This is a genomic window from Streptomyces sp. NPDC036822 (assembly GCF_055609145.1).
Genome location: NZ_JBVJPY010000002.1, coordinates 641,547 through 653,618, shown reverse-complemented (window position 1 = coordinate 653,618; position 12,072 = coordinate 641,547). Strand labels below are relative to the sequence as shown.

Here is a 12,072-nt window from a genome sequence, read left to right as displayed (position 1 = left end):
TGGCGTGGAGAGAAACCCTCCGGAGGGGGATCGTGGAGCGGGCACGCGCGCGTGCCCGCTCCACGATGGAATCCCCGCGGACGCGGCGCCGGGTCGTCACGCTCCGCCGCCCGCGTCGTCCGTCAGCCGAAGACGGCCAGGCTCTTGGCCTTGCCCTTCTGCTCCTCCACCAGGGCGAGCAGCCCGCCCTCCGGCCCGAAGACGGCGACCGGCCCGGGCGGGTACGTCGGCATCTCCAGGCGGACACCGTTCAGCAGCAGCCGGCCCCGCCTCTCGTCGACGTCCCAGCGGGGGAACGCCGCCGAGGCGGCGTCGGCGACCGGCATGACCGTCAGCTCCTCCTGGAGCTGGTCCAGGGTCCGGGCGGCGTCCAGCTTGTACGGCCCGACCCGGGTCCGGCGCAGCGCGGTCAGGTGGCCGCCGACGCCGAGTCCGGCGCCCAGGTCACGGGCGAGGGCGCGGATGTACGTACCGGAGGAGCAGACGACCGAGACGACCAGGTCGACGACGGGCGTGCCGTCCTCGGCGACGGCGTCCCGCATGTCGTACACCTGGAAGGACGAGACCGTCACCGGACGGGCCGGGATCTCGAACTCCTCGCCGCCGCGCACCCGCGCGTACGACCGCTTGCCGTCGATCTTGATGGCGGAGACCTTCGACGGCACCTGCATGATGGCGCCGGTCAGCTCCGCCACGCCCGCGTCGACCGCCTCGCGCGTCACCTTCGACGCGTCCACGGACGCCGTGATCTCGCCCTCGGCGTCGTCGGTGACCGTCGTCTGGCCGAGGCGGATGGTGCCGAGGTACTCCTTCTCGGTCAGGGCCAGGTGCCCGAGGAGCTTGGTCGCCCGCTCCACGCCGAGGACGAGGACGCCCGTCGCCATCGGGTCGAGCGTTCCCGCGTGACCGACCCGGCGGGTCCGGGCGATCCCGCGCATCTTGGCCACGACGTCGTGCGAAGTGAAGCCCGACGGCTTGTCGACGATGACAAGCCCGTCGGGCGTCTTCCCTGCGTTGCTCATCAGGCGGTGGTGCCCTCTTCGTCCTCGTCCTCGGGCTTGCGGTACGGGTCGGCCTCGCCGGCGTACTGCGCGCCGGAGGAGACCTCGCGGACCTGCGCGTCGGAGGCGCGCGCCTTGTCGAGGAGGTCCTCGATCGTCTTGGCGGTCTCCGGGAGGGCGTCCGCGACGAAGGTCAGGGTGGGCGTGAACTTCGTCCCCGCCGCCCGGCCCACCGCGGAACGCAGCACGCCCTTGGCGCTCTCCAGGCCGGCCGCCGCGCTGGCCCGGTCCTCGTCGTCGCCGTAGACCGTGTAGAAGACCGTGGCCTCCCGCAGGTCACCGGTGACGCGGGTGTCCGTGATGGTCACGTGCGTACCCAGGCGCGGGTCCTTGATGCCGCGCTGCAGCTTCTCGGCGACCACCTCCCGGATGAGGTCCGCCAGCTTCTTCGCCCGCGCGTTGTCGGCCACTGGTCCTTCTCCTTCTTTGCCTTGCTCGTTCAGTCTTCATCAGTGTGGAGCCGTCGTCGCACCGACAGCAGCTCCACCTCGGGCCGGGCCGCCACCAGCCGCTCGCAGCGGTCCAGTACGTCCGACAGGAACCCCGGGTCCCCGGACACCAGCGCGACGCCCAGCCGGGCCCTGCGATGGAGGTCCTGGTCGCCCACCTCGGCCGCGCTCACGGAGAACTTGCGCTGGAGCTCGGCGACGATGGGCCGGACGACGGAGCGTTTCTCCTTCAACGAATGAACGTCGCCGAGGAGCAGATCGAAGGACAGAGTCCCCACGTACATGTAGTGCCGGATGTCCCGCCGGTTCGGGTTCGGTGGCCCGCCACGCCGTCGCTTGGCAGGAACACCAGAACCGTACACGCAACGGCCGGGGCCGATCGACGGAATAACTCCCGCCGACCGGCCCCGACCTACCGCTGCGCTCAGGCGCGCGGCTTCTCGCGCATCTCGTACGTCGCGATGACGTCGTCGACCTTGATGTCGTTGAAGTTTCCGAGGTTGATACCACCCTCGAAGCCTTCGCGGATCTCGGTGACGTCGTCCTTGAAGCGGCGCAGACCGTGGATCGTGAGGTCCTCGGCGATGACCTTGCCGTCGCGGACCAGACGCGCCTTGGTGTTGCGCTTGACCTCGCCGGAGCGGATGAGGACACCGGCGATGTTGCCCAGCTTGGACGAGCGGAAGACCTCGCGGATCTCCGCCGTGCCGAGCTCGACCTCTTCGTACTCCGGCTTGAGGAGACCCTTCAGGGCCGCCTCGATCTCCTCGATGGCCTGGTAGATCACCGAGTAGTACCGGACGTCGACGCCCTCGCGCTCCGCCATCTGCGCGGCACGGCCGGCCGCACGGACGTTGTAGCCGATGACGATGGCGTCGGAGCCCATCGCCAGGTCGATGTCGGACTCGGTGACCGCACCCACACCGCGGTGCAGGACCCGGATGTCGACCTCTTCACCGACGTCGAGCTGGAGCAGCGAGGACTCGAGAGCCTCGACCGCACCGGACGCGTCGCCCTTGATGATGAGGTTGAGTTCCTGGACCAGACCGGCCTTGAGCACCTTGTCGAGGTCCTCGAGGGACACCCGGCGGACACGCTTGGCGAAGGCGGCGTTGCGCTCACGCGCGGCGCGCTTCTCGGCGATCTGACGGGCCGTACGGTCCTCGTCGACGACCAGGAGGTTGTCGCCGGCACCCGGCACGTTGGTGAGACCGAGCACCAGGACGGGAGTCGACGGGGTCGCCTCCTCGACGTTGTTGCCCTTGTCGTCGAGCATCGCCCGGACGCGGCCGTACGCGTCGCCGACCACCACGGTGTCGCCGATGCGCAGCGTTCCGCGCTGGACCAGGACGGTCGAGACGGCACCGCGACCGCGGTCGAGGTGGGACTCGATCGCAATACCCTGCGCGTCCTGGTTCGGGTTGGCCCGCAGGTCGAGCGAGGCGTCGGCGGTGAGGACGACGGCCTCCAGCAGGGAGTCGATGTGCAGACCCTGCTTGGCGGAGATGTCGACGAACATCGTGTCGCCGCCGTACTCCTCGGCCACCAGACCGAACTCGGTCAGCTGACCGCGGACCTTGGTCGGGTCGGCACCCTCGACGTCGATCTTGTTGACCGCGACGACGATCGGGACGCCGGCGGCCTTGGCGTGGTTGAGCGCCTCGATCGTCTGCGGCATGACGCCGTCGTTGGCCGCGACCACGAGGATCGCGATGTCGGTCGACTTCGCACCACGGGCACGCATGGCGGTGAACGCCTCGTGACCCGGGGTGTCGATGAAGGTGATGCGACGCTCTTCGCCGTTGACCTCGGTACCCACCTGGTAGGCACCGATGTGCTGGGTGATGCCACCGGCCTCGCCCGCGACGACGTTCGTCTTGCGGATCGCGTCGAGGAGTCGGGTCTTACCGTGGTCGACGTGACCCATGACGGTGACGACCGGCGGACGGGAGACCAGAGCCTCTTCGCCGCCCTCGTCCTCACCGAACTCGATGTCGAAGGACTCGAGGAGCTCGCGGTCCTCCTCCTCCGGGGAGACGATCTGAACCGTGTAGTTCATCTCCTCGCCGAGCATCGTCAGCGTGTCGTCGGAGACGGACTGCGTGGCCGTGACCATCTCACCGAGGTTCATCATCACCGCGACGAGCGACGCCGGGTTGGCGCCGATCTTCTCGGCGAAGTCAGTGAGGGAGGCACCGCGCGACAGGCGAATGGTCTCGCCGCCGCCACGGGGCAGCATCACGCCGCCGACCGACGGGGCCTGCATGGCCTCGTACTCCTGGCGCCTCTGACGCTTCGACTTGCGACCACGACGCGCGGGACCGCCGGGGCGACCGAAGGCGCCCTGCGTGCCACCACGGGCACCGGGGCCCCCGGGACGTCCACCGAAGCCGCCGGGACGACCGCCGAAGCCGCCGCCACCGCCGGGACCACCCGGACGACCGCCGCCGCCACCGGGACCACCGGGACGGCCGGCGAAGCCGCCGCCGCCACCGCCGGGACCGGCCGGACGGCCGGCGAAGCCGCCGCCGCCGGGACGACCGCCACCGCCACCGGCGGGACGGCCACCGGGGCCACCGGGGCCACGGCCGCCGGGACCGCCACCGGGGCGCGGGCCGGCAGCGGGACGCTGCGGCATCATGCCCGGGTTGGGACGGTTACCGCCGGGCGCGCCGCCCGGACGGGGGGCCTGCGGACGAGGCATGCCACCGGGAGTGGGACGGGCACCGCCCTGACCCTGCGGGCGCGGGGCGCCGCCGGGGCCGCCCTGCGGACGCGGGGCACCCGGAACGGCCCCGGGGCCGCCGGGACGGGGAGCGCCGCCACCGGGACGGGGCGCCTGCGGGCGCGCCATTCCGGTGGAGCCACCCGAGGTGAAGGGGTTGTTGCCCGGACGGGGACCGGCCGGACGAGCGCCGCCGGGGCGCGGGGCGCCCTGGCCCTGGGGACGCGGGGCACCCTGGCCCTGCGGACGCGGCGCGCCCTGACCCGGACGGGCGGGACGCTCGCCGGCGGGACGCGGACCCGGGGCACCGCCACCGGCACGCGGACCGGCCGCGGGGGCCGCCGGGGGCGCGGTGAACTCGGGGGCCGCCGGAGCCGGGGTGACCGGCTTGGGCGCGGGCTTCGGGCCCGGGCGGGGGCCCGAGGCGGCCGGAGCCGGAGAAGGGGTGCTGCTGGTGGGCGCGGCCGGAGTGACCGGCGCCGCGGGCGCGGCGGGGGCCGGCTTGGGAGCCGGTGCGCCGGGCTTGGGGGCAGCGGGACGCGCCGCGGCGGCCGGAGACGGCGCCGCGGGCTTCGAGGGGGCGGCCTTGCGAGGCGCGCCCGGCTTGGCAGCGGACTTGCCGGCGTTGCCGCCGGGCCCCTGCAGTGCATCAGTCAACTTGCGCACGACCGGCGCCTCGATCGTCGAGGACGCAGAACGCACGAACTCACCGAGTTCTTGGAGCTTGGCCATGACGACCTTGCTCTCCACACCGAACTCCTTGGCGAGTTCGTATACCCGGACCTTAGCCACTTCGCTCCTTTTAGGTCCGGTTACCGCCGGACCGTCGCTACTTCATGGGCGTACTCATCGCGTACTCATCGAGTGCTCATCGCAATCTCGACCTACTTCCAACTCGCGAGGTACCTGACCGCACGGTTATCCGTGCCGTACTTCTTCTTACGGTGCTGCCTGCTCGACGAACCGGCGGACCGAAGCCGCTTCGAGCGGTCCCTGGACCTTGAAGGCCCTCGGGAACGCCCTGCGGCGGACCGCCAGGTCGAGACAGACCGAGGCGGGGTGCAGATACGCACCCCGGCCGGGCAGCGTACCGCGATGATCGGGGACGCATGCGCCCTCGACCGCCACGATGCGCAGCAGATCGCTCTTGGCCGCTCGCTCCCGGCATCCCACACAGGTTCGCTCAGGGCATACGCGGGCATGCGTCCGGCCAGACACGCTTAAGTCTACCTCCCCGTAGCGACCTCACCCGTTCAGGGCAGCGGTCGAACGGTCGTTTGTCGTGATCTCGTCGTAGCAGAACGTCACCACGGCGTGATCTATTCCTTCGTGCGGCCTGTACGGCGTGCGGCCCGAACGGCTCAGTGCCGGTCGCGCTCGTCGCCCTCCGGCTGCTCGGTGTCCGGGCGGATGTCGATGCGCCAGCCGGTGAGACGGGCGGCGAGCCGGGCGTTCTGCCCTTCCTTGCCGATGGCCAGGGAGAGCTGGTAGTCCGGCACGGTCACCCGGGCGGAGCGGGCGGCCAGGTCGACGATCTCGACCTTGGAGACCCGGGCCGGGGACAGGGCGCTGGCGACCATCTCGGCCGGGTCGTCGGACCAGTCCACGATGTCGATCTTCTCGCCGAGCAGCTCCGCCATGACATTGCGCACGCGGCTGCCCATCGGGCCGATGCAGGCGCCCTTGGCGTTCAGGCCCGATCGGGTGGAGCGCACGGCGATCTTGGTGCGGTGACCGGCCTCACGGGCGATCGCCGAGATCTCGACGGAACCGTCCGCGATCTCGGGCACCTCCAGGGCGAAGAGCTTCTTCACCAGATTGGGATGGGTGCGGGAAAGGGTGACGGACGGGCCGCGGACACCCTTGGCCACCCGGACGACGTACGTACGCAGCCGCAGACCGTGGGTGTAGTTCTCGCCCGGCACCTGCTCCTGCACCGGAAGGATGGCTTCCAGCTTGTCGTCCAGCTTGACGAGGACGTTCTTCGGGTCCTTGCCCTGCTGCACCTGGCCGGCGACGATGTCGCCCTCGCGGCGGGCGTACTCGCCGAAGGTGATGTCGTTCTCGGCGTCGCGCAGCCGCTGCTGGATGACCTGGCGGGCGGTGCTCGCCGCGATCCGGCCGAAGTCGGACGGGGTGTCGTCGAAGTCCTTGGGCTCCTGGCCCTCCTCCAGCTCGGAGGGGTCCTCCTTCGCCCACACCGTCACGTGACCGGTCTGCCGGTTCAGCTCCACGCGCGCGTGGCGGCGGGCCGACGGAGTGCGGTGGTACGCGATGAGGAGGGCCGACTCGATCGCCTCGACCAACAGGTCGAAGGAGATCTCCTTCTCTTGTGCCAAGCCCTTCAGGAGCTTCACGTCGATGTCCACGGCTACGCCTCCTCTTCCTTCTTGTCCTTGCGGTTGAACTCGATCTCGACACGCGCCTTGACGATGTCGGCGAATTCGACCCGGCGGGCGGTGGGCTTGCGCCCCTTCACGCCCGGCACTTCGAGGTCGAGGCCGTCGTCGTCCACGGTGAGGATCCGGGCGATCACGTCGTCGCCCTCGCGCAGCTGCAGCTTGACCAGACGGCCGGTGGCACGGGCGTAGTGCCGGTGCTGGGTCAGCGGACGGTCGGCGCCGGGCGAGCTGACCTCGAGGACGTACTCGCCCTCGCCCATCGCGTCCGTCTCGTCGAGCTTCTCGGAGATGGCGCGGCTCAGCTCGGCGCAGGCGTCCAGTTCGACGCCCTCGTCCGAGTCGACGATGATCCTCAGCAGTCCGCGGCGGCCGGCCCGGGACACCTCGATCTCCTCGAGATCCAGGTCCTTCGCGTGGACGAGCGGCTCCAGGAGTCCGCGCAGCCTGTCGCTCTGGGTGGTGCTCATCCGGGTGACTCCTCGGCCGCGTGTGCTGTTGTGGGTTTCGTCGCGTGTCAGACCAAAGGGTATCCGGTCCCAAGGGGTGTTGCCGTCCACGGGGCCGGGCCGCGGGTACGCTCGCCTGCGGTGATCTTCGAGAGCGTGGATCGAGGCAGAGGGAGCGAACGTGGGGCGCACGGGGACGGTCGGCAGGCGCGCGCTCCTGGCGGCGGGGGCCGGCGTGATGACGTCGGCCGGCTGCACCTCCGGCACCGGCGGCGGCCCTCGCGGGCCGTCGGCCGCCGACCTGGCCGCCCGCGCCGAGGCGGCGCTGCGCCGCAGGTCGGTGGCGGCGAGCGCGTCGCTGCTGGCACGGTACGACGCGGTCCTCGCCGCGCACCCGTCGCTGGGGACCCGGCTGGCGCCGCTGCGGGCCTCGGTGGCGGCGCACACGAAGGCGCTGGGCGAGGGAGGGACGGGCGACCCGGCCGCCTCCGCTCCCCCGGGTGACGGGACCACCGCCGCCGCCGACGGGCCCCACGGTCCCGCCGCGAGCCCCGGGGCCACCGCGCCGAGCGGCTCCGCCGGCGTCCGGCCCTCGGCATCGGCCACCGCCCCCGTACCGGCCGACCCGGCCGCCGCGCTGCGGGAGCTGACCTCGGCGGTCCGCACCACCGCCGACGCCCACACGGCAGCGCTGCTCGACGCGCCGCCCGAGTACGCCCGGCTGCTCGCCTCGGTGGCCGCGGCCGGTGCGGCGCACGCGTACCTGCTGACCGAAGGAGCCCGCGGATGAGCGCCCTCGACGCGGCCCAGGCCGCCCTCGCCGCCGAGCACGCGGCGGTGTACGGCTACGGCGTCGTCGGCGGCCGGATCGGCGCCGAGCGGCGCGCGGAGGCAGCGGCGGCGTACGACGGGCACCGGGCGCGCCGTGACGTGCTGCGCCGGGCCGTACGGGACCTGGGCGGCGAACCGGCCGCCGCCGCGGCCGCGTACGAGCTGCCCTTCCCGGTGCCGGACACCGCGGCGGCCGTGCGGCTGGCGACCGTCCTGGAGGACCGGGTGGCCGGGGTGTACTCCGACCTCGTGCGCGCCGCCCGGGGGCCGCTGCGCCGGGACGCCGCCGCCGCGTTGCGCGAGGCGGCGGTACGGGCCGTCCGCTGGCGCGGCGGCGACGTAACCTTTCCTGGGCTCGCCGAGCTGGCACCCGCCCGGCCCTGACGAGGCTCCGAACTGCAGAAGGAACAACGCACGCATGGGTTTCGAACCGCCGCAGCGACTGGTGCGGGCGCTCGGCGAGACGTACGGGGACGCGGTCGCGGCCGAGTGGCTCGACCGGCTCCCCGGGCTGACCCGCGACGCGCTGGACCAGGCGTCCCTGGACGCCGAACGCGTGATGGCGCCGGGCGGACGGAGCAGCCTCGTCGCCCTCGTACGACAGCCGGACGGCTCCCCCGCGGCGCTGAAGATCGCCCCCGAGGCCGCCCGCCCCGACCTGGAGCGGGACGCTCTGGCGCACTGGAACGGCTGGGGCGCGGTGCGGCTGCTCGGGGAGACCGGGGGCGGCGGGCTGCTCCTGGAGCGGCTCCACCCCGAGGTGTCGCTGCGCTCCCTGCCGGAGGCGAAGGCGCTGCTCGAGGCGGCCGGAACGGTGCGGCGGCTCTGGGTCGAGCCCTCCGTGGGGCACGGCTTCGAATCCGTCGCCGAGCGCAGCGCCCGGCAGGCCGCCGCCATGGCCCCCTACCGGAGCGACGCGCTGGCGGGCGAGCTGACCGCGGCGGCGCTGGACGCCCGTGAGGGGCTGGTCGCGGACCCGGCGGAGACGCTGCTGCTGCACGGCTGCTTCCGCCAGGGCAAGGTCCTCGGTGGTGACCGGTCGCCGTGGCTGGCCGTGGGCCCCGAGCCCCTGGTCGGCGAGCGCGCCTACGACCTGGCGCGGCTGGTCAGGGACCGCGTCGAGGACCTGGTCGCCTCCTCCGCGGGGGCCTCGACGGCCCGCCGGCGGGTCAACAAGCTGGCCGACTCCCTGGACGTCGACCGGGAGCGGCTGCGGGGCTGGACGCTGTTCCGCGCCGTGGAGTCGGGCACGCGCGCGCTGGCGGCGGGTCGGCGGCAGGACGCGGAGCTGCTGCTCGAGTTCGCGGACTGGTTGTAGGCACCCCCGCGGGGAATACCCTTTTCGTAGTGTTTTGACCGGCTCGAACCGCAGGGGGCCGTCATGATCGAAGAGCTGCTCTCGGCGGCCGCCGGAGTGGGTGTGGCCGTCGCCGTCTACAGCGCGGCCGCCGCGCGCGTGGTGAAGCAGTACGAGCGGGGAGTGGTCTTCCGCTTCGGGCGGCTCCGCGAAGGGGTGCGGGGGCCCGGGTTCACGATGATCGTTCCGGTGGTCGACCGGCTGCACAAGGTGAACCTGCAGATCGTGACGATGCCGGTGCCGGCCCAGGAGGGCATCACCCGGGACAACGTGACCGTGCGGGTGGACGCGGTCGTGTACTTCAAGGTGATCGACGCGGCCGAGGCGCTGGTGCGGGTGGAGGACTACCGCTTCGCCGTCTCGCAGATGGCGCAGACCTCGCTGCGGTCGATCATCGGCAAGAGCGATCTCGACGATCTGCTGTCGAACCGGGAGAAGCTCAACCAGGGCCTCGAGCTGATGCTGGACTCCCCCGCGATCGGCTGGGGGGTGCAGATCGACCGGGTCGAGATCAAGGACGTGTCGCTGCCCGAGACGATGAAGCGGTCGATGGCCCGGCAGGCGGAGGCGGACCGCGAGCGGCGGGCGCGGGTGATCAACGCGGACGCGGAGCTCCAGGCGTCGAAGAAGCTGGCCGAGGCGGCCGGGGTGATGTCCGGCCAGCCGGCCGCCCTGCAGCTGCGGCTGTTGCAGACGGTGGTGGCGGTGGCGGCGGAGAAGAACTCGACGCTGGTGCTGCCGTTCCCGGTGGAGCTGCTGAGGTTCCTGGAGCGGGCGTCCCAGAACCAGCCCGGAGCGCCGGCGGGCGAGCCCGCCCCGCCTCCGGCTCCGCCCGTGGCTCCGACCGAGAGCTTCGAGGACCCGCTGCCCGGGCTGCCGGGCGAACCGGGTTCCCTGATGTCCCCGGATCCCCTGCTGCCGGACGTCGTGGACGAGACCCTGACCGGTCCCCCGGCCGACCCGGAGCCCCGGGACGGGACGGCGGCCTGAGCCCCCTCCCGCGCCGCCCGCGACCCCGGAACGGACGACGTCCGCCACGGCCGTCCCGCGGGGGGGCGGGCGGTCGTGGCGGACGTCGGTGCCGGGACGGGCCCGGCCGGTGGTGTCAGGCGCCGAGGCGGGCGATCGCCTCGTCGACGGTCAGCTCCTCGCGCTCGCCCGTGCGGCGGTCCTTCAGCTCCAGGACGCCCTCGGCCGAGCGACGGCCCGCGACCAGGATCTTCGGGACGCCGATCAGCTCGGCGTCGGTGAACTTCACGCCCGGGGAGACGCCCGCGCGGTCGTCGACGAGGACCCGCAGGCCGGCGTCCTTGAGCTTCTCGGAGACCTCGAGCGCCAGCTCGGTCTGGAGCGCCTTGCCTGCGGCGACGACGTGGACGTCGGCCGGGGCGACCTCGGCCGGCCAGCACAGGCCCTTGTCGTCGGCGTGCTGCTCGGCGAGGGCCGCGACCGCGCGGGAGACGCCGATGCCGTAGGAGCCCATGGTGACGCGGACCGGCTTGCCGTTCTGACCGAGGACGTCGAGCTGGAAGGCGTCGGCGTACTTGCGGCCGAGCTGGAAGATGTGGCCGATCTCGATCGCCCGGTCCATCTTCAGGCCGGTGCCGCAGTTGGGGCACGGGTCGCCGTCCTGGACGACGACCACGTCGAGGTAGTCGTCGACCTGGAAGTCACGACCCGCGACGACGTTCCTCGCGTGCGTGCCGGGCTTGTTCGCGCCGGTGATCCAGGCGGTGCCGGGGGCGATGCGCGGGTCGGCGATGAAGCGGACCTTCTCCAGGCCCTGCGGGCCGACGTAGCCCTTGACCAGGTCGGGGCGGCCCTCGAAGTCCTCGGCCGTGACCAGCTCGACGACGGCCGGGGCCAGGTGGTCCTCCAGCTTGCCGAGGTCGACCTCGCGGTCACCCGGGACGCCGACGCCGACGATCTCGCCGTCGACCTTGACCAGGAGGTTCTTCAGCGTGGTGGAGGCCGGAACGTCCAGGTGCGCGGCGAGGGACTCGATGGTCGGGGTGTCGGGGGTGTCGATCTCCTCGGCCGGGCCGTGCGCGCTCGCGTCGCCGGGCTCGGTGCGGAAGGTGACGGCCTCGGTGTTGGCGGCGTACGCGCAGTTCGGGCAGTAGACGAAGGTGTCCTCGCCCGCCGCGGCCGGGGCCAGGAACTCCTCCGAGGCCGATCCGCCCATCGCGCCGGAGATCGCCGAGACGATCTTGTGGTTCAGGCCGAGGCGGTCGAAGATCCGGATGTACGCGGCGCGGTGCAGCGCGTACGACTCGGCCAGGCCCTCGTCCGTGGTGTCGAAGGAGTACGAGTCCTTCATCTGGAACTCACGGCCGCGCAGGATGCCCGAGCGGGGACGCGCCTCGTCGCGGTACTTCGTCTGGATCTGGTAGAGGATCACCGGCAGGTCCTTGTAGGACGTGCACTGGTCCTTGACCAGCTGGGTGAAGATCTCCTCGTGCGTCGGGCCGAGGAGGTAGTCGCCGCCCTTGCGGTCCTGGAGGCGGAACAGCTCGGCGCCGTACTCCTCCCAGCGGCCCGAGGCCTCGTAGGGCTCCTTGGGCAGCAGCGCGGGCAGCAGGACCTCCTGCGCGCCGATCCCGTCCATCTCCTCGCGCACCACGCGGGAGACGTTCTCCAGGACCTTCATGCCGAGCGGCAGCCAGGACCAGATGCCCGCGGCGTTGCGGCGGACGTAACCGGCGCGGACGAGCAGTTTGTGGCTGAGCGTCTCGGCGTCCGCCGGGTCGTCGCGCAGTGTCTTGACCATCAACCGGGACATGCGCTGGACCTGGGCCATG

General features: G+C 72.4%; 12 protein-coding genes. 4 read left to right on the top strand and 8 right to left on the bottom strand.

The features are described 5' to 3' along the window. Positions 1–122: 122 nt before the first annotated feature. The 7 genes from truB to rimP form a co-directional block, all read right to left on the bottom strand. Entirely contained in the window at positions 123–1,022 is a 900-nt protein-coding gene (gene truB / locus ACZ68P_RS07315) for a tRNA pseudouridine(55) synthase TruB (protein WP_471003798.1), read from the bottom strand. Then, positions 1,022–1,471: a 30S ribosome-binding factor RbfA gene (gene rbfA, locus ACZ68P_RS07310; protein WP_471003796.1), complete on the bottom strand. Its 450-nt coding sequence runs from the start codon at positions 1,469–1,471 to the stop codon at positions 1,022–1,024. The genes truB and rbfA overlap by 1 nt, the downstream gene beginning before the upstream one ends. 29 nt (positions 1,472–1,500) lie before the next feature. Continuing rightward, positions 1,501–1,794: a DUF503 domain-containing protein gene (locus tag ACZ68P_RS07305; RefSeq protein ID WP_365722621.1), complete on the bottom strand. Its 294-nt coding sequence runs from the start codon at positions 1,792–1,794 to the stop codon at positions 1,501–1,503. 140 nt (positions 1,795–1,934) lie between these two features. Continuing rightward, positions 1,935–5,027 carry a translation initiation factor IF-2 gene (gene infB / locus ACZ68P_RS07300; protein WP_471003793.1) on the bottom strand — a complete coding sequence of 1,031 codons (3,093 nt, stop codon included), beginning with the start codon at positions 5,025–5,027 and terminating at the stop codon, positions 1,935–1,937. A 147-nt stretch (positions 5,028–5,174) separates the two neighbouring features. Continuing rightward, complete coding sequence (locus ACZ68P_RS07295; RefSeq protein WP_365722625.1) at positions 5,175–5,453, bottom strand: YlxR family protein; 279 nt, start codon at positions 5,451–5,453, stop codon at positions 5,175–5,177. Positions 5,454–5,596: 143 nt separating this feature from the next. Beyond that, a complete protein-coding gene (gene nusA, locus ACZ68P_RS07290; protein WP_471003791.1) occupies positions 5,597–6,604 on the bottom strand; it encodes a transcription termination factor NusA in 1,008 nt (335 codons plus the stop codon). A gap of 2 nt (positions 6,605–6,606) precedes the next feature. Then, the gene (gene rimP, locus ACZ68P_RS07285) at positions 6,607–7,104 is read right to left on the bottom strand and encodes a ribosome maturation factor RimP (RefSeq protein ID WP_365722629.1); all 498 of its coding nucleotides are present in this window, start codon (positions 7,102–7,104) and stop codon (positions 6,607–6,609) included. Positions 7,105–7,321: 217 nt separating this feature from the next. Here rimP and ACZ68P_RS07280 point away from each other — a divergent pair, with 217 nt between their 5' ends. From ACZ68P_RS07280 to ACZ68P_RS07265, 4 genes are all read left to right on the top strand, one after another. Continuing rightward, positions 7,322–7,873, top strand: a complete 552-nt coding sequence (locus ACZ68P_RS07280) for a hypothetical protein (RefSeq protein ID WP_471003905.1) — start codon at positions 7,322–7,324, stop codon at positions 7,871–7,873. Next, positions 7,870–8,298 carry a ferritin-like domain-containing protein gene (locus tag ACZ68P_RS07275; RefSeq protein WP_471003788.1) on the top strand — a complete coding sequence of 143 codons (429 nt, stop codon included), beginning with the start codon at positions 7,870–7,872 and terminating at the stop codon, positions 8,296–8,298. Before ACZ68P_RS07280 ends, ACZ68P_RS07275 begins: the two co-directional genes overlap by 4 nt. 34 nt (positions 8,299–8,332) lie before the next feature. After that, positions 8,333–9,232 (top strand): aminoglycoside phosphotransferase family protein, encoded by a 900-nt coding sequence (locus ACZ68P_RS07270; protein WP_471003786.1) that lies wholly within the window; start codon positions 8,333–8,335, stop codon positions 9,230–9,232. Between the two features lie 63 nt (positions 9,233–9,295). After that, positions 9,296–10,261, top strand: coding sequence for a slipin family protein (locus tag ACZ68P_RS07265; protein ID WP_471003784.1), 966 nt, complete (start codon positions 9,296–9,298; stop codon positions 10,259–10,261). Between the two features lie 115 nt (positions 10,262–10,376). Here the strand turns inward: ACZ68P_RS07265 and ACZ68P_RS07260 are convergent, their stop codons facing one another. Continuing rightward, positions 10,377–12,071, bottom strand: a complete 1,695-nt coding sequence (locus tag ACZ68P_RS07260) for a proline--tRNA ligase (RefSeq protein WP_471003782.1) — start codon at positions 12,069–12,071, stop codon at positions 10,377–10,379. Position 12,072 lies beyond the last annotated feature (1 nt).